General features: G+C 72.6%; 15 protein-coding genes. 5 read left to right on the top strand and 10 right to left on the bottom strand.

All coding sequences use genetic code 11. From position 1 onward, the window contains the following. Positions 1 to 6 precede the first annotated feature (6 nt). The 5 genes from J4709_RS19385 to J4709_RS19365 all read right to left on the bottom strand — a co-directional run bounded on the left by J4709_RS19385 (position 7) and on the right by J4709_RS19365 (position 5351). A complete protein-coding gene (locus J4709_RS19385) occupies positions 7 to 471 on the bottom strand; it encodes an RrF2 family transcriptional regulator (RefSeq protein WP_208242655.1) in 465 nt (154 codons plus the stop codon). Positions 472 to 600: 129 nt separating this feature from the next. Beyond that, complete coding sequence (locus J4709_RS19380) at positions 601 to 2067, bottom strand: glycoside hydrolase family 3 protein (RefSeq protein WP_307801367.1); 1467 nt, start codon at positions 2065 to 2067, stop codon at positions 601 to 603. After that, entirely contained in the window at positions 2064 to 2954 is an 891-nt protein-coding gene (locus J4709_RS19375; protein WP_208242653.1) for a carbohydrate ABC transporter permease, read from the bottom strand. Before J4709_RS19375 ends, J4709_RS19380 begins: the two co-directional genes overlap by 4 nt. Then, on the bottom strand, positions 2951 to 3922 hold the full coding sequence (locus tag J4709_RS19370; RefSeq protein ID WP_208242651.1) for a carbohydrate ABC transporter permease: 972 nt from the start codon (positions 3920 to 3922) through the stop codon (positions 2951 to 2953). The genes J4709_RS19375 and J4709_RS19370 overlap by 4 nt, the downstream gene beginning before the upstream one ends. 157 nt (positions 3923 to 4079) lie before the next feature. Then, the gene (locus J4709_RS19365) at positions 4080 to 5351 is read right to left on the bottom strand and encodes an extracellular solute-binding protein (RefSeq protein WP_208242649.1); all 1272 of its coding nucleotides are present in this window, start codon (positions 5349 to 5351) and stop codon (positions 4080 to 4082) included. 252 nt (positions 5352 to 5603) lie between these two features. On the opposite strand from J4709_RS19365, the gene J4709_RS19360 reads away from it, so the two are divergent. Next, complete coding sequence (locus J4709_RS19360) at positions 5604 to 6827, top strand: ROK family transcriptional regulator (RefSeq protein ID WP_208242644.1); 1224 nt, start codon at positions 5604 to 5606, stop codon at positions 6825 to 6827. An 85-nt stretch (positions 6828 to 6912) separates the two neighbouring features. Here J4709_RS19360 and J4709_RS54780 read toward each other — a convergent pair whose 3' ends face one another. Further along, the gene (locus tag J4709_RS54780; RefSeq protein ID WP_269757346.1) at positions 6913 to 7047 is read right to left on the bottom strand and encodes a hypothetical protein; all 135 of its coding nucleotides are present in this window, start codon (positions 7045 to 7047) and stop codon (positions 6913 to 6915) included. Positions 7048 to 7281: 234 nt separating this feature from the next. Here J4709_RS54780 and secA2 point away from each other — a divergent pair, with 234 nt between their 5' ends. Continuing rightward, positions 7282 to 9618 (top strand): accessory Sec system translocase SecA2, encoded by a 2337-nt coding sequence (gene secA2 / locus J4709_RS19355; RefSeq protein WP_208242643.1) that lies wholly within the window; start codon positions 7282 to 7284, stop codon positions 9616 to 9618. Positions 9619 to 9624: 6 nt separating this feature from the next. Here secA2 and J4709_RS19350 read toward each other — a convergent pair whose 3' ends face one another. Next, positions 9625 to 14421 carry an Lhr family helicase gene (locus J4709_RS19350; protein WP_208242642.1) on the bottom strand — a complete coding sequence of 1599 codons (4797 nt, stop codon included), beginning with the start codon at positions 14419 to 14421 and terminating at the stop codon, positions 9625 to 9627. Between the two features lie 120 nt (positions 14422 to 14541). Here J4709_RS19350 and J4709_RS19345 point away from each other — a divergent pair, with 120 nt between their 5' ends. Next, positions 14542 to 15819, top strand: coding sequence for an alpha/beta hydrolase (locus J4709_RS19345; protein WP_208242641.1), 1278 nt, complete (start codon positions 14542 to 14544; stop codon positions 15817 to 15819). Between the two features lie 9 nt (positions 15820 to 15828). After that, a complete protein-coding gene (locus J4709_RS19340; RefSeq protein ID WP_208242640.1) occupies positions 15829 to 16023 on the top strand; it encodes a DUF3046 domain-containing protein in 195 nt (64 codons plus the stop codon). Between the two features lie 30 nt (positions 16024 to 16053). Here J4709_RS19340 and J4709_RS19335 read toward each other — a convergent pair whose 3' ends face one another. The 3 genes from J4709_RS19335 to J4709_RS19325 form a co-directional block, all read right to left on the bottom strand. Further along, positions 16054 to 17211, bottom strand: coding sequence for a glutathionylspermidine synthase family protein (locus J4709_RS19335; protein ID WP_208242639.1), 1158 nt, complete (start codon positions 17209 to 17211; stop codon positions 16054 to 16056). Positions 17212 to 17213: 2 nt separating this feature from the next. Next, positions 17214 to 17531 carry a hypothetical protein gene (locus J4709_RS19330; RefSeq protein WP_208242638.1) on the bottom strand — a complete coding sequence of 106 codons (318 nt, stop codon included), beginning with the start codon at positions 17529 to 17531 and terminating at the stop codon, positions 17214 to 17216. Positions 17532 to 17700: 169 nt separating this feature from the next. Beyond that, positions 17701 to 18570 (bottom strand): ATP-grasp domain-containing protein, encoded by an 870-nt coding sequence (locus tag J4709_RS19325; protein ID WP_208242637.1) that lies wholly within the window; start codon positions 18568 to 18570, stop codon positions 17701 to 17703. Between the two features lie 245 nt (positions 18571 to 18815). Here J4709_RS19325 and recA point away from each other — a divergent pair, with 245 nt between their 5' ends. After that, the gene (gene recA, locus J4709_RS19320) at positions 18816 to 19958 is read left to right on the top strand and encodes a recombinase RecA (protein ID WP_208242635.1); all 1143 of its coding nucleotides are present in this window, start codon (positions 18816 to 18818) and stop codon (positions 19956 to 19958) included. The last annotated feature ends 272 nt before the right edge of the window (positions 19959 to 20230 follow it).

Below are 20230 nucleotides of genomic sequence, written 5' to 3'. Positions count from 1 at the left end.
CCGCCGCTAGATCAGGGAGGGGCTCTCCCAGGCGGACGGGTCCTCGGTGAGCTTGCGGACGTCCTCGGGCAGCTCGCCCGCGGCGATGTGCGCGAGGGACACCCGCTCGAGGATGGCCCGCTCGCTGGCGCGCAGCGCGATCCACACCTCCTGCAGCGACCGGGCGGGACCCTCGTAGCCGACGTGCTCGGGCCGCTCGCCCCGCACGCCGAGCAGCGGCCCGTCGATGGCGCGGATGATGTCGGCGAGGGCGATCTGCTCGGCGGGGCGCGCCAGCCAGTAGCCGCCCTCCGGACCGCGCTGGCTGCGGACGAGTCCGGAGCGGCGCAGCTGGCCGAGGATGTTCTCCAGGAACTTGGGCGGGATCTGCTGGGCTTCGGCGAGCTGGACGGCGGTCACCGGGTGACTCCCGGCCACCGCCAGCTCCGCGGCGGCGCGCAGCGCGTAATCGACCCTGGCGGACAATCGCATGTAGGTATTATCCCTTGCCGATCGGACTGGTCTGGCTTACCAGCGATCACACGGCCGGGACATGGCGTGACGCGCCCGCCGGTACCGGGCTGTTCGACCGGCGGGCACGCCACGGCTCGCGGGCCGCGATCAGGCGGCGGAGACCAGCCCCAAGAATTCCGCGGCGGCCTGGGCGTTGGCGGCGGCGGCGCCGTAGGTGGCCAGGTAGACGGCGGCGCCGGGACGCCAGACCGGCAGGCCCATCTCCACGACCACGGTGTCCGGGCGGGCGGTCAGCAGCGCGGTGGCGAGCGCCCGCTGAGCCGCGTGCCGGTGGGCGTCCCGCAGCACGACCACCAGCCCGCGCCCCCTGGCACGTTCCAGGACGCCTTCCGCCTCTCCGGGCGCCCCCGCGGCCCGGACGGCGTCGGGCGCCCAGGGGTGCAGGCCCCAGGGCGTCGGGCCGACCGCGATGTTGCCGGTCGCCTCCGCCTCGACGACCAGCGGCGCCCCGTTCCAGCCGGGCAGCGCGCCGGTCACCCGGACGGCCCGGCGGGCCCCCTCCAGCCCCGCGGCGCGGTCCACCGCGGCGGGACTGCTGCCGGCGAGCCACGTGCGCAGCCGCCGCGTCCGCTCCGCCGCGTCGTGCAGCCGGGCGGCGGGCAGCCGCCCGGTCCGCACCGCCTCCTCGATCGCGTCCAGGGTCGCGCGGAGCGTCTCGGCGTGCTCGTTCGGGCCGAGGCACAGCAGGTCCGCGCCGGCGATCAGGGACCGCACCGATGCCTCCGGGATGCCGATCGCGCCGCTCGCGCCCTGCATGTCCAGCGCGTCGGTGACGATCACGCCCTCGTAGCCGAGGTGCTCGCGCAGCAGGCCGGTGATCGCGGCGCGGGACAGGGTCGCGGGCACCCCGCGGGTGATCGCGGGAAGGTTGAGGTGCCCGGTCATCACCGCCTGGGTGCCGGCCGCGATCGCCGCCCGGAACGGGACCAGCTCGCGGCGGTCCAGCAGCTCCAGGCCGGCGTCGACGATCGGGACGCCGAGATGGGAGTCCTCCACGGTCGCGCCGTGACCGGGGAAGTGCTTGCAGCAGGCGGCGACCCCCGCCTCCTGCGTGCCGGTGACGGCCGCCGCCGCGTGCCGGGCGACCAGGTCCGGGTCCGGCCCGAACGAGCGCGTCCCGATCACCGGGTTGTCGTCGGCGGTGTTGACGTCCACCGACGGCGCGAAGTTGAGGTTCACGCCGACCTCGGCCAGCTCGGCGCCGAGCGAGCGGTACACCCGCCGGGTCAGCTCCGGGTCGTCGACCGCGCCGAGCGCGGCGTTGCCCGGGTACGGGCTGCCGGTGGCGTGCCCGCCGAGCCGGGTGACGTCGCCGCCCTCCTCGTCGATCGTGACGAACGGGTCGCCCGCCTTGCGCATCTGCGCGGTCAGCGCGGCCAGCGACTCCGGGCTCGGCACGTTGCCGGTCAGCGCGAACAGCGTGACGCCGCCGAGGCCCGCCTCCAGCTCGTCCAGCACCCAGCGGGGCGCGGACGCGCCGGGGAAGGAGGGCAGCAGGGTGCCCCGCGCCAGCCGGGCGATCTCGCCGGTGGTCGCGATGTCGTCGGCGGTCACCCCTTCACCGCCCCGGCGGTCAGCCCGGACACCATGCGGCGCTGTACGAGCAGGAAGAAGGCGATGACGGGAATGGTGAGCAGCGTGGACGCTGCCATGATGGGCCCCCAGGCGGTGCTGCTGCGGCCGAAGAAGAACTGCAGCATGATCGGCAGGGTGTACTTGTCCTGGTCGTCCAGGAACGTGAAGGCGAAGATGAACTCGTTCCACGCGGTGATGAACGAGAAGATGCTGGTCGCGACCAGGCCGGGCGCGACGAGCGGGAGCATGACGGTGAAGAAGGTGCGGATCGGGCCGGCGCCGTCGATCGCGGCGGCCTCCTCCAGCTCCTTCGGGACGGCCGCGACGAAGCCGCGCAGCATCCAGATCGCGAACGGCACCGCGAACCCGATGTAGACGACCGCGAGGCCCGGCAGCGTGTTCAGCATGTCGAGCTTCTTGAGGTCCAGGAACAGCGGGATGACCAGCGACTCGCACGGCACCATCTGCACGACCAGCAGCATGATCAGGAAGGTGGTGCGGAACCGGAACCGGAACCGGGCCACCGCCAATGCGGCCAGCAGCGCCAGCAGGCTCGACACCACGACGGTGATCAGGGCCAGCAGGATGCTGTTGCGGAAGTAGGTCCAGAACGACACCTGCGCGATGCCGCCGTTGAGGACGAAGTCGAAGTGCGTCAGCGTCGGGTGCGTCGGCAGCGGCTTCGGCGTGGTGCTGAAGATCTCGCTGTTCGGCTTGAACGCGGTGGACGCCATCCAGAAGACGGGGAACACCGCCAGCACGAACACCAGCACGCCGAGGCCGTTGAGGCCGATCTTGCGGGCCCGCCTGCGCGCGGCCGGGCGGCCGCGTCCGGGCCGTCCCGCCTTGAGGGTTGCCTGGGTCATCGGGTCTCCCCCTGACGCACCATGACCCGCACGTACAGCGCGGTGACGACGAGCAGGATCAGCGTGAGCACCGCCGCGATCGCCGAGCCCATCCCGAGCTTGGGGTTGAGCGCGCCGAACGCCTCGGAGTAGCCGTACAGCGACAGGTTGAACGCGTCGCGGTTGGCCATCCCGGACATGATGAACAGCTGGGTGAACACCTTGAAGTCCCAGATGATCGACATCACCAGGACGACGAGGAAGATCGGCTTGAGCATCGGGTAGGTGAGGCTCCAGAACGTCCGCCACGGGCCCGAGCCGTCCACCCGCGCCGCCTCGTACAGCTCGCTCGGGACGCTCTTCAGGCCGGCCAGCACCGACACCGCGACGAACGGGCACGCCTGCCACACCACGCAGACCGTCAGCACCGTGTAGGTGGACAGCGGCGTCGCGAACCAGTTGTAGTCGTTCCAGCCGCCGCCGACGAGGGCGTCCGGCAGCTTGTCCAGCGTCCAGTTGACCAGGCCGCCGGTCGAGCCGAACAGCCAGCTGAAGATGATCGCCGCGGTGACCGGCGGGGTCGCCCAGGCGACCATGACGCCGCCGGAGACGAAGCTCGACATCCGCTTGCCGAGCTTGTTGAGCAGCAGCCCGACCAGCGTCCCGATCACCATGGTCAGGGAGACCGCGACGACGGCGAACAGCACGGTGTGCCGGAAGGCCGCCCAGAAGAGCGGGTCCTTGAGGATGGTGTCGAAGTTCTGGGTGCCGACCTGCTCGGCCGGCTCGCCGCGCAGCTGGCGGTTGCCGACCTTCTGGAACGACATGATGCCGATCTGGATCATCGGCCAGAACATCAGCACGGCGATCACGACGACGGTCGGCGCGATCAGCAGGTAAGGCCCGAAGCGGGGCCGGCGGCGCGGGCGCCCGCGGCCGGACGGTCTCCGGCCCGGCGGCCTGCGCACCGCGGGAGCGGTGTCGAGCATGAACGCTTCCGATCAGCGGGGACTGGGTGGCCTTGCGAAGTGCGGGGCGCGCCGCGTGGGGTGGGACGAGGCGCGGCGGAGCGGGATCCGGCGGGCCCGCGGGGGACGTGCGGCACGGGCCCGCCGGATGCTCGGTGCGGTGCGCCGAGCGGCCGGGCTACTGGTTGAGCAGCTCGTTGGCCTGCTCGTTGGCCTTCTTCATCTCCTCGTCGGCCGACTTGCCCTGCATGATCGCCTTCACCGCGTTCGGCAGCACCTTCTTGGACTGCTCGAAGTCGCCCCAGCCGGCGCTGATCGGGGTGAACTTGGTGTTGGTCGCGATCTGCGTGAAGGGCGCGAGCGCCGGGTCGGAGAACTGGACGTCCGAGCGCATCGAGGAGAAGCCGCTGATGTCGGCCCACTTCTTGGCGTTCTGGGCGTTGTTGAGGATGGTGATGTAGTCGAACGCGACCTTCTTGGCCTTGCTGTCCTTCCACACCGCCAGGTCGGAGCCGCCCGCCATGACCGGCGCGTTCCCGCCGTTCTTGGCCGGGATCGGGAAGACCGCCCACTTGTCGGCGTTCTTCGGGGAGATCTTCTTCATCTGCGCCAGCGCCCAGCTGCCGTCGATGTACATGCCGAGCTTGCCGAGCGCGAAGTCGCGCTGCGGGCCGTCCAGCTCGTTCTTGCCGACGTACTTCTCCGGCGCGACCTTGTCCTTGTTGACCAGGCCGGCGTAGAAGTTCACCGCCTCGATCGCCTGCGGCTGGTCCAGCTTGCCGGTCCACTTGCCGGCGTCCTTGACGGCGACCTCGCCGCCGTTGCCCCAGATGAAGCTGACGAGCGCGTTGGTCTGGTCGCTCGGCGCGCCGATGCCCGGGACCTTCTTGGCGTCCTGGACCTTCTTGGCGGCCGAGACCAGGTCGGCCCAGTTCGCCGGCGGCTGGATCTTCAGCTCGTCGAACCAGTCCTTGCGGTACCAGATGGCGCGGACGCCGCCGTACCACGGCACGGCGTAGGTCTTGCCGTCCGACTGGTCGTTCTGCAGGGCGGTCTTGTTCAGCGTCTTGTTGTCCGCCCAGCCCTTCATCTCGTCGGTGACCTCGGCGAGGTTGCCCTGCTCGATGTGCGACTGGACGTCGGTGTTGCCGAGCTCGGTCACGTCCGGGCCCTCGCCGCCGGCCGCGGCCTTCTGGAACGTCGTGGCGACCTGCGGCCAGGGGACGTACTTGATCTGGACGGCCGTGTTCGGGTGCTTCTGCTTGAACTCGGTCTCGACGCCCTTGAGGAAGTTCGTCTGCTCGGTGGTCCCGTCGCCCATCATCCAGACCTTGAGCTGCGCCGGGTCCTTGCCCGCGCCGGAGTCGTCCTTCTTCTTGTCTCCGCCGCCGCAGGCCGAGGCGGCCAGGGCGATCGCGGCCGCCGTGGCCACAACCTTGATGTACTTCACTGGGGGTTCCTTTCCGGCATCGCCTCGCGAGGCCTGGTGGCCCGCGATGCGAGTGGAGCGCGCCCCGACCCTTTAGGGTCCGGGACATGCCCCGCTCGCCGTCGCGTCGCTCGCGGGCGCCCTGCTCGCCAGTCGGCGCTCTGCACGCCCCTCCCCGGATGAGGGGTCGGTCGGCGCTTGCGGGTAAACTAACAAGAAACTTTCCTAAACAAAACCGCCCGTTAGCGGATTGAGACATCGAGGGGTACCAGCATGGCCAGACGCCCGGGAACGCCGCGGCTCCTGCGCGAGCTGAACGACCGCGCGGCGCTGGACCTGCTCGTCGAGCACGGCCCGCTGACCCGCGCCCAGATCGGCGAGCACACCGGGCTCTCCAAGGTCACCGCCTCCCAGTTGCTGTCGAGGCTCGAGGAGCGCGGCCTCGTCGCGGTCGTCGGGGAGCAGGCCGGCGGCCGCGGGCCGAACGCCGCCCTGTACGCCGTGGTGCCGTCGAGCGCCTACGTCGCGGGTCTGGAGGTGGGCCCGGACGGTGTCACCGCGGGCGTCGCCGACATCACCGGACGTATGGTCGCCCAGGTTACCGTCGATCCGAACGGTGCTGACGAGCCCGTCAAACTGGTCCACAACGCGGTTGTCAAGGCGTGCCGCTCCGCCAAGGTCGCGGTCGACCGGCTGAGCGCCTTCGTCATCGGCACCCCCGGCGTCGTCGACCCGCGCTCCGGCGACGTCCAGTTCTCCTTCGACCTGCCCGCCTGGCACGAGGGCGTGCTCGCCGCCCTGCGCACCGACCTGCGCCGCCCGGTCACGATCGAGAACGACGTCAACCTCGCCGCCGTCGCCGAGCGCGCCTACGGCGCCGCCCGCGACGCCGAGGACTTCGCGCTGATGTGGTTCGACCGCGGCATGGGCCTGTCGGTCATGCTCGGCGGCCGGCTGCACCGCGGCCGCTCCGGCGGCGCGGGCGAGATCGGGTACCTGCCCGTCCCCGGGGCGCCGCTGCCCCTCAGCACCGCCCGGCGCGTCCCTGAGGAGGAGGGCGGCGTCACCGAGTCGACCTCGTGGGGGATCCCGACCCTCGCCGGCGGCTACGGCGCCCTCGTCGGCGCGGACGGGGTCCGCGCCCTCGCCCACGAGCACGGCATCACCGAGCCGACCGCGGTGGAGTGCGTCCGCGCGGCCGCCGCCGACGAGTCCCGCGGCGGCGCGTTCCTGGACGAGCTCGCCAACCGGTTCTCCTACGGCGTGACCTCGGTCAACATCGTCCTGGACCCGGGCCTGGTCGTCCTGTCGGGCAGCCTCGGCCGGGCCGGCGGGGCACCCCTCGCCGGGCGCATCGAGCGGGCCGTCGGGCGGATCAGCCCGACCCGCCCCACCGTCGCTGTGACGGAAGTGGACGGCAACCCCGTGCTGCGCGGCGCCCTGCACGCCGCCCTGGAGCAGGCCCGCGACGAGGTCTTCTCGGCCGGCGAGAACTGACCCGCCGGCCCTCGGGCCCGTGCGGGACATGCCGAAGCGCCCCCGCCGACGGCGGGGGCGCTTCGGGTGAGTACCGGTCGTTCGGTTACTTCGCCTGCGCCGCGACGGGCACGGGCCGGTCATGGCGCCGCGGGTCGTTGAGCGCGCGGTCGATGACCGTCTGGCTGATGATCTGGCGCTTGCGCCGCTGCGCGGCGGCCCACCGTGCCGTAGGTGTCATGGTGAAACCCCGTTCCGCGGTGACGCTCTCCCCGATGGTCACCGCAACCCCGTAATGCCTCCATGGTCTCAAACCAGGGGCTCGCGGGGATCCATCTTGGGGATGAATTCGGGGTCGGACCTCGTGCGGAGACCTCCCGGAGATCTCCCGGAGACCTTCCCCGGTGATCATGTGGGAACGAGGGAACCGACCCGGCCGTTGGGGGGACCGTGACCGAGCCATCGAGGGGGCGTTATGGCGCTGCGTGACCGTTTCCGGCGGCTGGTCCAGAAGCCCGGGAGCATCGACATCGCGCCCTTCCGCGCCGTCGCCGAGGAGGCCGGACGGCGCGAGGAGCGCGTGCGGGGGCTGACCGACGCGGAGCTGACCGCCGCCGCGTCCGCCCCGGACCTGCCCGCCGACCTGGCGGAGTTCTGCGCGATCGGCCGCGAGGCCGCCCGCCGCGCGATCGGCGAGCGGCCCTTCGACGTCCAGCTCACCGGCACCCTGGCGCTGCTGTCCGGGCACGTCGCCGAGATGGCCACCGGCGAGGGCAAGACCCTGGCCGGCGCCCTCGCCGCCGCCGGGTACGCGCTGCGCGGCGAACGCGTCCACGTCATGTCCGTGAACGACTACCTCGCCCGCCGCGACGCCGACTGGATGGGCCCGCTGTACGCGCTGCTCGGAGTGTCGGCCGCCTCGATCGGGCAGTCGTCCACGCCCGACGAGCGGCGCGCGGCCTACCGCGCCGACGTCGTGTACGCACCGGTCAGCGAGATCGGCTTCGACCTGCTGCGCGACCGGCTCGTCACCGACCCCGCCGACGCCGTCCAGCGGGAGGCGACCGTCGCGCTGATCGACGAGGCCGATTCGGTGCTGGTGGACGAGGCGATGGTGCCGCTCGTGCTCGCCGGCGCCGCCGACCTCGACCCCGCCGACCCCCGGTACGCCGACCTCGTCCGGCGGCTGCGGCCCGGCCTGCACTACGGCACCGACGAGGAGGCCCGCAACGTCCAGCTCACCGCGGCGGGCGCCCGCGAGGTCGAGCGCGTCCTCGGCCTCGACCTGTACGCACCCGAGAACCTCGCGACGCTGACCGCGGTGAACGTCGCGCTGCACGCCGAGGTGCTGCTGCACCGCGACGTCGACTACATCGTCCGGGACGGCGCGGTGAAGCTGATCAGCGGGTCGCGCGGCCGGGTCGCGCTCCTGCAGCGCTGGCCGGACGGCCTGCAGGCGGCCGTCGAGGCGAAGGAGGAGCTGGCGGCGTCGCCGTCCGGCGAGATCCTCGACTCGATCACCGTGCAGGAGCTGATCGGCCGCTACCCGGTGCGCTGCGGGATGACCGGCACCGCGATGGCCGTCGCCGGGCAGCTCACCGAGTTCTACTCCCTGCAGATCGCCGTCGTCCCGCCGAACCGGCCCTGCGTCCGCGACGACGAGCCGGACCGGCTCTACGCCACCACCGCCGACAAGGACGTCGCGGTCGTCGAGGAGATCGCCGCGGCGCACGCCGCCGGGCGGCCCGTCCTCGTCGGCACCGGCGACGTCGCCGAGTCCGAGCGGCTCGCCCGCCGGCTCGTCCGCGCGGGCGTCGAGCCCGTCGTGCTCAACGCCAAGAACGACGCCGAGGAGGCCGCGATCATCGCCGAGGCCGGCGCGCCCGGCGCGGTGACCGTCTCCACGCAGATGGCGGGCCGCGGCACCGACATCCGGCTCGGCGGCGGCCCCGGCGCGCCCGTCCCCGGCACCGCCCCCGCCGACCAGGACGGATCGCTGCACGACCAGGTCGCCGCCGCGGGCGGCCTGCTGGTGATCGGAACCGGCCGCTACCACAGCAGCCGCCTGGACGACCAGCTCCGCGGCCGCGCCGGACGGCAGGGCGACCCCGGCGGGTCGGTGTTCTTCACCAGCCTCCAGGACGACCTCGTCACCCGCTACGCGCCCGACGAGGACTACAAGGGCCCGACCGGAGACGAGGGCCGCGTCGAGGACAAGGGCGCGCACTGGATCGTCGGCCACGCGCAGCGGGTCGCCGAGGGCGTCGACCTCGAACTGCACCGCAACACCTGGCGCTACAACCAGCTGATCGGGCTGCAGCGCCGCGAGGTCCTCGCCGAACGCGACGCCGTCCTGACCGGCGACGCCGCCGACCGGGCCATGGCCGCCGACGCCGCCGCCAAGCACGCCGAGCTGGCGAAGACCGCCGGTGCGGAGGCGGTCGCGGACGCGGCCCGGCAGATCGTCCTGTACCAGCTGGACCGGTGCTGGGCCGAGCACCTGGCCTTCCTCACCGACCTGCGCGAGGGCATCCACCTGCGCTCCCTCGGCCGCGGCCTGGACCCGCTCGTCGAGTTCAACCGCGAGGCCGTCCCGGCGGGCAAGCGCCTCCTCGGCGACGCGCGCCGCCGGTCGGCGGCCGCGTTCGAGGACCTCACCGCGACCGAGGAGGGCGGTATCGACCTCGACGCCGCCGGCCTCCAGCGGCCGTCCGCGACGTGGACGTACCTCGTCCACGACAACCCGTTCGGCTCCCTCGACGAGCGCGCCCTCCGCGGCCTGATCTCCATGTTCAAGGGCCGCCGCCGCTGACCCCCGTCACGCTCTCAGGCGCAGGCCGCGCGGGGTGGGGTGGAAGCCGGCCGACTCCAGGGCGGCGGCGAGCGGCGAGTCGTTGATCGCGGCGCCGTCGGCGCGCTCGACGGTCAGCTTGCCGAGCGCCCCCTCGCGGACCGCGAGGGCGAGCGCGTCGACCGCCGGCTGCAGCACGCCCGGGTCGTCGTCCCAGGTCAGGAGTGTCTTGCCGCCGCGCTCCACGTAGAGGACGAGGCGTCCCTCCACCAGCACGACGAGGGCTCCCGCCTTGCGGCCCGGCTTGTGGCCGCTCGCGACCTCGTCGTCGCGGCCGGGCCACGACAGCGCGGCGCCGTACGGGTTCGCGGGGTCGGCGGCGGCGAGGACGAGCGCGCGGACGTCCGGTTTGCGGGGCGTCTCCCACAGCGCCGCGATGTCGTCGGGCGCAGCGGCCGAGGGGCGCAGCGCGCGGAGCCGGTCGACCGCGCCCGGCAGCGCGAACTGCGCCGCGCCGAGGCCCTCGACGAAGTACCCGCGGCGGCACCGGCCGCTCTCCTCGAACGCGCGCAGCACCGGGTAGACCGCCGAGAACCCGCCGGGCGTGCGCTCGGCCGCCACCGCGCCGCGGATGACGATGCCGTACCGCTCCAGCAGCGCCTCCGCGAGCGCGTGCGAGCGCAGCGTCGCGGCGGTCTCGCGGCCCGGCAGCGGCCACCAGCGGCCCGCGACCGTCGGCGGGCCCGTCCTGGACGGCAGCACGGGGCGGCCGCGCCGGGTCGTCCGCGACCGGTGCGTCGGCCGGCCCGAACCGAGCGCGGCGCGCAGCGGGGCGAGCGTGTCGTTGGTCAGGTGCCCCGCCCAGACGAGGTCCCACACGGCCGTGGCGAGATCGGCGTCGGTGGTGGTGACCTGCGCGTTCACTCGGTCGGAGAGGGTGCGGAAGAACAGCGCGCCGCCGCCGTCGAGGGCTTCGAGGACGGCCTGGTGCGCGGGCGTGAGGGTGATCTCCGCGGGCTCCGGCATGAGCAGCGGCGCGGTGTCGGCCAGGTACAGCGCGACCCAGCCGTCGCCGCCGGGCAGCCCGCCCTGGCCCGCCCAGACCACCTCGCCGGCGGACGTCAGCTCGTCCAGCATGGCGGGGGAGTAGCCCGCGACCCGCGACGGCAGGACCAGCGACTCCAGCGCCGACGCGGGCACCGCGGCGCCCTGCAGCTGCTCGATCGCCTGGACCAGCGCGTCGATGCCGCGCAGCCGGGACCCGCCCGCGATGCCGTGCCAGACGGGCAGGAACCGGCCGAGCGCCTCCGGCGGGGACGGCTCGACCTCGGCGCGCAGCCGCGCCAGCGACCGGCGCCGCAGCGTCCGCAGCACCCCGGCGTCGCACCACTCGCTGGTCAGCGGCCCGGAGACCGCCTCGACGGGCAGGAACTCGCCCTCGACGACCCGTCCCGCGCCCGCCAGCCGCCGCAGCGTCTCGGCGACCACGGCGGAGCCGAGGCCGAACCTGGCGGCGGCGTCCCCGGTCCGGAACGGCCCGTGCGTGCGCGCGTGGCGGGACACCAGGTCGCCGAGCGGGTCGTCCACCGGTTCGAGGAACGCCTCGGGGATGCCGACGGGCAGCGGCGCGCCGAGCGCGTCGCGGAGCCGCGCGGCGTCCTCGATCGCGGCCCATCGCTCCTCGCCGGCGACGCGGACGCGGATCGCCCGCCGCGTCGCCTCCAGCTCTTCCAGCCATCGCGACGCCGCCACGAGGACGTCCCGCGCCGGGGAGCCGTCCTGCGCCGCTTCCATCGCGTTGGCGTCCGCCCTCGCCGCGCCTTCGGCGGAGTCGAGACCATCGTCGCCTGCGGCCCCGGATGCTTCGCTTTCGAGAGCGCCGGGTTCCTGCTCAGAGCCGATCCCGGGCCGTGCGGCGGCATCGTCGGCGGCGCGCGGATCGACGGGCGCCGCGGAGTCGCGCGCCAGGGTCGTCCGGAGCGCGACCTCCATGGTGGTGAGCGGGCCGAGCGTGCGCAGGAGATCGGCGACGCCTTCGAGGTCGCGGGCGCGGCGGTCCGGGGCGAGGCGCTGCAGCTCGCGCTCGATGTCGGCGACGGCGTCCGGGTCGAGCAGCTCGCGCAGGTCGGCCTGGCCGAGCAGTTCGGCGAGCAGGGCCGAGTCGAGCGCGAGGGCCTGGGCGCGGCGCTCCGCCAGCGGCGAGTCGCCCTCGTACATGAACGCGCCGACGTAGTGGAACAGCAGGGAGCGCGCATAGGGCGACGGCTCGGGCGTCTCCACCTCGACGAGGCGGACCTTGCGGCCGGACATGTCGCGCATGAGCTGGACGAGGCCGGGGACGTCGAACACGTCCTGCAGGCACTCGCGCATCGTCTCCAGGACGATCGGGAACGACGGGTACTTGCTCGCGACCGCCAGCAGCTGCGCGGCGCGCTGGCGCTGCTGCCACAGCGGCATCCGCTTGTCGGGACGGCGGCGCGGCAGCAGGAGGGAACGCGCCGCGCACTCGCGGAACCGCGCCGCGAACAGCGCCGAGCCGCCCAGCTCGTCCACCACGATGCGCTCGATGTCGTCGGCGTCGAAGACGGCGAGGTCGAGGCTCGGCGGCTCGTCCATGTCGGGGATGCGGATGACGATGCCGTCGTCGGCGTGCATGGCCTGCGCGTCGACGCCGTAGCGTTCGCGGAGCCGTCCCGCGATGGCCAGCGCCCACGGGGCGTGCACGCGCGCGCCCAGGGGCGAGTGGACGACCATCCGCCAGTCGCCGAGCTCGTCGCGGAACCGCTCGACGACCATCGTCCGGTCGTCGGGGACGTGCCCGGTGGCGTCGCGCTGCTCGCCCAGGTAGGAGACGAGGTTCCCGGCGGCCCAGGCGTCCAGGCCGGCGGACGTGACGCGCTCGTGGGCCGCCTCGGCGGGCAGCCCGGCCAGCTCGCGGGTGAACGCGCCCAGCGCGCGCCCCAGTTCGGCGGGGCGGCCGAGCGCGTCGCCGTGCCAGAACGGCAGCTTGCCGGGCTGGCCGGGGGCGGGCGAGACCAGGACGCGGTCGGGCGTGATGTCCTCGATCCGCCACGAGCTGGCGCCCAGGACGAACACGTCGCCCACGCGCGACTCGTAGACCATCTCCTCGTCGAGCTCCCCGACGCGGGACGACTTCTCGCCCACGAGGAACACCCCGAACAGGCCGCGGTCGGGGATCGTGCCGCCGCTGGTGACGGCGAGGCGCTGCGCACCGGGACGGTCGTGCAGGACGCCGGTGACGCGGTCCCAGACGAGCCGCGGGCGCAGTTCGCCGAACTCGTCGCTGGGGTAGCGCCCGGCGAGCATGTCGAGGGTCGCCTCGAGCGCCGACCGCGGCAGCGTCGCGTAGGGGGCGGCGCGCTTGACGAGCGATTCGAGGTCGTCGACGGTCCATTCGTCCATCGAGACCATCGCGACGATCTGCTGCGCCAGCACGTCCAGGGGGTTGCGCGGGTAGTGCAGCTCCTCGATCTCGCCGCCGCGCATCCGCTCGGCCACCACCGCCGTCTGGACGAGGTCGCCGCGGTACTTGGGGAAGATGACGCCCTTCGACACCGCCCCGACCTGGTGCCCGGCGCGGCCGACGCGCTGCAGGCCGCTGGCCACCGATGGCGGCGACTCCACCTGGACGACCAGGTCGACCGCGCCCATGTCGATGCCCAGCTCCAGGCTGGAGGTGGCGACGACCGCCGGGAGGCGGCCCTCCTTCAGCGCGTTCTCGATCCCGGCCCGCTCCTCCTTGGACACGGACCCGTGGTGCGCGCGCGCGATCTCCGTGACGGCGCCCTTGGCGGCGCCCGCCTGCGCCATCGTCGCCGCGGGGGAGTGGTCCTCCGGGAGGGGCTCGCCTGTGGCGCGCTCGTAGGCGAGTTCGTTGAGCCGCCCGCAGAGGCGTTCGGCCAGGCGGCGCGAGTTGGCGAACACCAGCGTGGAGCGATGCGCCTGGATCAGGTCGAGGAGGCGGTCCTCCACATGGGGCCAGATGCTGCGCTGACGCGGGTCGGCGGTACCGGACTCCCCGACGAACTGCCCCACCTCGCCCATGTCCTCGACCGGGACGACGATGTCGAGATCGAACACCTTGTCCGAGCCCGGCTGCACGACCGACGCGGGCCGTGTCCCGCCGAGGAACGCCGCGACCTCCTCCGGCGGGCGCACGGTCGCCGACAGGCCGATCCGCTGCGCGGGCCGCTCCAGCAGGGCGTCGAGGCGCTCCAGGGACAGCGCCAGATGGGCGCCGCGCTTGGTGCCCGCCACCGCGTGCACCTCGTCCACGATCACCGTCTCGACGCCGCGCAGCGACTCGCGGGCGCGCGAGGTGAGCATCAGGAACAGCGACTCCGGCGTGGTGATCAGGATGTCGGGCGGCTTCACCGCGAGCCGGCGGCGCTCGTCGGCCGGGGTGTCGCCGGACCGCATCCCGACCCGGACGTCCGGCTCGGGCAGGCCGAGCCGCCGGGCGGCGTGCCGGATGCCGGTGAGCGGCGCGCGCAGGTTGCGCTCGACGTCCACGGCGAGGGCCTTCAGCGGCGAGACGTACAGCACGCGGCAGCGGCGCAGCGGGTCGCTCTTGCCCGGGCCGGTGCCGGGATCGCCGTCCGGCGGGCTCGCCGCGAGGCGGTCGAGCGACCACAGGAACGCGGCGAGCGTCTTGCCCGACCCGGTCGGCGCCACGACCAGGGTGTTGTCGCCGCCCGCGATCGACTCCCACGCCCCGGACTGCGCGGGGGTGGGCGCGGCGAAGGCCCCGGCGAACCAGGCGCGGGTCGCCGGGGAGAAGCGTTCGAGCACGTCACCGCCCATGGCGCCATACTGCCTCGCGGGTCCGACAGAATGCGCCGCGACGTGGCGCGCGTCACGTTGTAAGCAAGCACTTGTATGGGCATGGTCTACCGGTAGGACAGCTGCCGCCAAGGAGTCGCGATGCCCTACCTGCTGCTCGCCCTCGGGATCCTGTTCGCCCTGCTGGCGGCCAACGCGCACGCCCCGCGCCGCAGCGCCCTCCTGCTGGTGCCGAGCTTCTTCTCCGGCTGGCTCGCCATCGAGATGGCCCCGCACCTGCTCGTCACCGAGATCGTCGCGCTCGCCCTCACCGCCGCCTACGGGGGACTGGACGGCTGGGCCGGCTGGGCGGGCCTCGTCCTCGGCGTCCTCGGCGCGGCGGGGACGGTCGCGATCATCCTGGCGTCCCGCCGTACCGTCGTCACGCTGCGCGAGAGCGGAGCGCCCCTCGACCTCGACCCGGAAGGCGCACCGCGCTTCCCGCTGGCACCCCTGTTCGTCCCGCCGCTGTGCCTCATCCCGCGCAAAGGCGTGAAGGTGCGGCGGAACGTCGTCTACCACCAGGACGGGCGGCTGCGCCTGAAGCTCGACGTCTACAGCCCCGCCGGGGACGCCCCTGCGGACGGGCTACGTCCCGGGCTCATGCAGATCCACGGCGGCGCATGGGTCATCGGCGACAAGCGCGAACAAGGGCTGCCCCTGCTCAACCACATGGCCGTCCAAGGGTGGGTGGGGTTCAACGTCAACTACCGGCTCAGTCCGCGCGCCACCTGGCCGGAGCACCTGATCGACCTCAAGCGCTTCCTGGCCTGGTACAAGGAGCACGCGCACGAGTACGGCGCCGACCCCGACTTCCTATGCGTGACGGGTGGCTCGGCAGGAGGCCACCTCACCGCGATGGTGGCGCTCACTGCGAACGTGCCCGACTTCCAGCCCGGCTTCGAGGACGTGGACACGACCGTCCAAGGCGCCGTCCCCTTCTACGGCGTCTACAACTTCGTGGACGCCGGCCCCTGGCCGGTCCCCATGGGATCCACCAGGCTGGTGGAGAAGATGGTCCTCAAGCTGCCGTTCGAGGAGAACCGCGAGGCGTACGCCAAAGCCTCGCCCGTCACCTACGTCCGCAAGGACGCCCCGCCCTTCTTCGTCATCCACGGCAGCCACGACTCGCTCATCCCCGTCCCCGAGGCCCGCCGCTTCGTCGAACGGCTGCGCGGCGTCTCCGAGGCGCCGGTCATCTACGCCGAGATGATGGGCGGCCAGCACGCCTTCGACGTCTTCCCCTCCTACCGGACGGCCCGCGTCGTCGAAGGCGTCGAACGCTATCTGACCGGCCTGCACCGCCAGCACCGCCAAGGGACCGGCCCCGCCGTACCGGACGAGGTCACGCGGTCCTTGGACGGCCCGCCCGTCGGATAGCGTGGACGTGTGCGTCTAACAGTCTTCTGGGATCGGATGAACCAGCAGTTCGGTGAGGCCTACGCCCAGAGCGTGGCCAAGGACTACGTCATGGCCGAACTGGGCGGACGCACCGTCGAGCAGGCCCTGGCGGAAGGAGAGCCCGCCAAGCGCGTCTGGCAGGCCGTCGTCGCCACCTTCGACGTCCCCTCCAGGCTCCAGTAGCGCCGCGCTCCGGTCTGCGCCCCGCCCCCGCTACAGCGCGATGCGGTGCGGGACGAACGACGACGTGTCATCGGTGATGAGGCCCGACGTCTCGCGGATGCCCACGCCCGCCGACCCGTCCTCGATCACCCACGCGCCGAGCACGGGATGCTCACCGTCGAAATCCGGCAGCACGCAGAACTCCTGGAAGACGAACCCCTCCTCGCCGTAATCGCCCTGGGTGCGCTGCTCGCTGCCGTCCGGCGCGACGATCCGCATGCTCGCACCCTCCCGCCCGAGCAGCGGCTTCTGGACGTACGAGGTCAGGCCCGACGGCGTGTTCAGGTACGTCGGCAGCAGGTTCGGGTGCCCGGGGAACAGCTCCCACAGCAGCACGAGCAGTGCCTTGTTCGACAGCACCATCTTCCAGATCGGCTCTATCCAGGACGTCGGCGCGGCAGGGATCTCCCGGCCGAACGGCTCCGCCACGATCCATTCCCACGGGTAGAGCTTGCAGAGCGTGCCGATCTCCCGCTCGTCCATGTCGACGAACCTGCGCCGCGCCGGATCCCAGCCGACGTCCTCCATGGCGATCGCCACGCCCGGCAGGCCCGCCTCCTCGGCGGTCTCCTGCATGTAGGCGATCGTCATGACCTCCTCACCGGTCTCGTCGGCGGTCGTCCACGCGAAGTGCACGGGCCCGCCGCCGAGCCGGGGCACGAGGTCCTTCCACCGGGCGACCATCCGCTCGTGGATGGAGTTCCACTGGTCGTCGTTGGGATATACGTCCTGCAGCCAGTACCACTGCACCACCGAACTCTCGACGAGCGCGGTCGGCGTATCGGCGTTGTACTCCAGCAGCTTGGCGGGACCATGGCCGTCGTAGCGGAGGTCGAACCGCCCGTACAGGTGCGGGTCGCGCCGCCGCCACGACTCCTCGATGAGGGGCGCCACCCAGTCGGGTATGCCGAGCACGTTGTAGCGGCCCGTCGTGACGACGTGCTCCACCACCTCCAGGCACATCCGGTGCAGTTCCTCGACCGTCGCCTCGAGCGCCAGCACCTCGTCCATGTCGAAGACGTAGTGCACGGACTCGTCCCAGTAGGGCCGGGTCAGATGCTCGGGGTGCGCGGTCCGGTGGAACGCCAGCCCGTGCGCCTCGACCTTCTCCGCCCAGCCGTCCCTCGGCGTCGAACGCATGCGGCGCACGGTCAGCTCCCGCCCTTGCCGCTGCCGCCGAAACCACCACGGCTCAGCGTCTTCCCGCTGCCCGACTTGATCTTCCCGTCGCTCGGCCGGTACTGGCTGCCGCCCGAGACGACGCCGCCGGAGCCGCGCTTGCCGCCGTAGTACCAGAAGTACCGGCCGTAGGGGCTGGTGCCGCCGTTGTCGATGTCGTCGACGTTGCAGTAGTTGTCGGGGACCACCCTGTAGCCGCCCTTGCCCGCTGGCGCGTTGCGGTCCACGCACCGCGCGGTGGTGGAACTGGAGCCGCAGGCGACCAGGGTCAGCGACAGCGCGCTCACCATTCCTACTTTGACGGTGCGGGAACTGAGCCGGCGACCGGGCTCCTGTGGGGGCAAGGAGAACACGTCCTTCACGAGATTGCCGAACAGCGGCCACAGCCTAGGGGCGGCCCAATATGGGACGGAAGAGGGCATATACCGGTTCCGTCACGCGCCGGACACCAGCCGTACGTCAGTCCGGGACGGGCAGGTGCGCGTACAGGTCCATCGCGTCCACCGATGCGGGCAGATCGCTCACCTGGCCGTCGCCGACCTCCACGACGCGCCATTCGCCGTCGGCGCGGCGAGCGAGGTCGGTCGTGATGAAGCGGCAGCCCAGCGACCGGACCGCGTGCGCGACCGCGTCCAGGGCCGGGTCGGGCTCCACGCCCGGCGTGTCCGGATGCGGCCCCACCAGCGCGGGCTCCCCGTCCACCCACCACACGCGCGCCTCGCCGTCGCCCTCGTAGGACTCGAACTCGCGCACCACCAGGCCGCCCGCCAGGTACTCCTCCTGCAGGGCGATCATCTTGGCGGCGATGCCGCGCAGCTGCGCGAGGTTCTTCACGTCCGGGACGAAGCACGCCTCGTCCCACTCGTGCTTGCGCGACTTCACGTAGTCCTTGACCACGCCCGGGCCGGGGCGCAGCGGCCGGACGAGCTCGGCGAGCGCGTTCAGATCCCCAGGGTCCTGCCCGGGGGAGAGGGGGCGCCACACGCTCTGCGGCGTCAGCCCGGCGAACGTGTCGTGCCAGCCGGGCAGCTCGTGCGCGCGCGTGTAGTCGTCGGGATGCGTCAGCAGCACCGTCCCGCGCCGTTTCAGCACGTCGGCCATCGCGGCGTACTGGGGTCCGGTGACCATCCAGCCGCGGTACCAGACGGGGCCGAGGTCCGCGGGCACCGCGCGCACCGCGGCCTCCGCGTCCCCGCGCCGCAGCGCGTCATGGTCGAGCAGCGCCGTCTCGCCGTAGTGGTCCCGCACGGCCGCGGCCTCGCGTGCATAGTGGGGGTCAACGCGCCGGGGGTGGATCGGATCGACGCAGAAGAGGACGGTCAGCGTCATGATGGAACCCTCCGTTGACGGCGCCAGCGTACGGGGTCCGGACCACGGCGCGCACGGTGATTCCCGCCCGAATCGGCACACGGGACGATGATCGAACGAGTGTTCGGTAAGCTGGCCCCGGCCGGCGTCGTCGTCCACAACCGCGCCCGCATCTCGAAAAGTGTCGGTGGCCCGCCGTAACGTCGCCCTCGACATCGCAACCAGCGGCCGAGAGCCGACAAGTCACAACGAGAAGGACATCTCACATGGCAGCGAACGACCGGGAGAAGGCTCTCGAGACCGCACTCGCCCAGATCGAGCGGCAGTTCGGCAAGGGCTCGGTCATGCGGATGGGCGAGGAGGCGCGCGCCCCCGTCGAGATCATCCCGACCGGCGCCATCTCCCTCGACATCGCGCTCGGCATCGGCGGCCTGCCCCGCGGCCGGGTCGTCGAGGTGTACGGCCCCGAGGGCTCCGGCAAGACCTCCATCGCCCTGCACGCGGTCGCCAGCGTGCAGAAGCAGGGCGGCATCGCCGCGTTCGTCGACGCCGAGCACGCCCTCGACCCCGAGTACGCGAGCAAGCTCGGCGTCGACATCGACGCCCTGCTGGTCTCCCAGCCCGACACCGGCGAGCAGGCCCTGGAGATCACCGACATGCTGATCCGCTCCGGCGCGATCGACGTCGTCGTGATCGACTCCGTCGCCGCGCTCGTCCCGCGCGCCGAGATCGAGGGCGAGATGGGCGACAGCCACGTCGGCCTGCAGGCCCGGCTGATGTCGCAGGCGCTGCGCAAGCTCACCGGCGCGATCAACCAGACCAAGACCACCGCGATCTTCATCAACCAGCTGCGCGAGAAGGTCGGCGTCATGTTCGGCTCCCCGGAGACCACCACCGGCGGCCGCGCGCTGAAGTTCTACGCCTCCGTCCGGCTGGACGTCCGCCGCATCGAGACCCTCAAGGACGGCACCGAGGCCGTCGGCAACCGGGTCCGCGTCAAGGTCGTCAAGAACAAGATGGCCCCGCCGTTCCGGGTCGCCGACTTCGACCTGCTCTACGGCCTCGGCATCAGCCGCGAAGGCGGCCTGATCGACCTCGGCGTCGAGCACGGCTTCGTCCGCAAGTCCGGCGCCTGGTACACCTACGACGGCGACCAGCTCGGCCAGGGCAAGGAGAACGCCCGCAACTTCCTCAAGGCCAACCCGGACATGGCCGACGGGATCGAGAAGAAGATCAAGGAGAAGCTCGGCATCGGGCCGAAGGTCGACAAGGAAGCCGAGCCGGCCGCCGCGCCCGTCGACGGCGCCGCCCCGTCCCCGGCCCCCGTCTCCGCCGCCCCGGCGCCCGCCACCGGCCGGGCCGCCGCCGCGAAGAAGACCAAGACCGCCAAGGCCGCGGGTGATTCCTGACGGCGAATCCCCCGTTCCGGGTGACTCTTGACGAAGAGTGAGCGATGATCTCGTATGCAGGGCGACGGCGCCCCACCCCGCACCGGCGCGCCGGCGCGGGGAACCTTCCCCAACGGCGCCGTCGCTCTAGTTAATTTGCATTGCCCTTGGCGGTCAGGCGCTGGAGCGCCTTCCCTTCGGCGGGCAATGCGTGCGATCGCTGCATCGCTTCGACTCGGCCCTGGGGGCCTCGCTGCGCGATCAAGTTCTCGCAAGCTCGAACTTGGCTTCGC

This window comes from Actinomadura violacea, assembly GCF_017573465.1.
Lineage (GTDB): Bacteria > Actinomycetota > Actinomycetes > Streptosporangiales > Streptosporangiaceae > Spirillospora > Spirillospora violacea.
Note: the sequence above shows the minus strand (reverse complement) of the source record. Positions and strands in the feature narration are given on the sequence as shown.

Coding starts and splice junctions, on each gene's coding strand:
- J4709_RS19345 (WP_208242641.1), top strand. CDS start 14,542: ATGCCCTACCTGCTGCTCGCCCTCGGGATCCTGTTCGCCCTGCTGGCG.
- J4709_RS19350 (WP_208242642.1), bottom strand. CDS start 14,421: ATGGGCGGTGACGTGCTCGAACGCTTCTCCCCGGCGACCCGCGCCTGG.
- J4709_RS19330 (WP_208242638.1), bottom strand. CDS start 17,531: ATGGTGAGCGCGCTGTCGCTGACCCTGGTCGCCTGCGGCTCCAGTTCC.
- recA (WP_208242635.1), top strand. CDS start 18,816: ATGGCAGCGAACGACCGGGAGAAGGCTCTCGAGACCGCACTCGCCCAG.
- J4709_RS19325 (WP_208242637.1), bottom strand. CDS start 18,570: ATGACGCTGACCGTCCTCTTCTGCGTCGATCCGATCCACCCCCGGCGC.
- secA2 (WP_208242643.1), top strand. CDS start 7,282: ATGGCGCTGCGTGACCGTTTCCGGCGGCTGGTCCAGAAGCCCGGGAGC.
- J4709_RS19370 (WP_208242651.1), bottom strand. CDS start 3,922: ATGCTCGACACCGCTCCCGCGGTGCGCAGGCCGCCGGGCCGGAGACCG.
- J4709_RS19385 (WP_208242655.1), bottom strand. CDS start 471: ATGCGATTGTCCGCCAGGGTCGATTACGCGCTGCGCGCCGCCGCGGAG.
- J4709_RS54780 (WP_269757346.1), bottom strand. CDS start 7,047: ATGACACCTACGGCACGGTGGGCCGCCGCGCAGCGGCGCAAGCGCCAG.
- J4709_RS19375 (WP_208242653.1), bottom strand. CDS start 2,954: ATGACCCAGGCAACCCTCAAGGCGGGACGGCCCGGACGCGGCCGCCCG.
- J4709_RS19360 (WP_208242644.1), top strand. CDS start 5,604: ATGGCCAGACGCCCGGGAACGCCGCGGCTCCTGCGCGAGCTGAACGAC.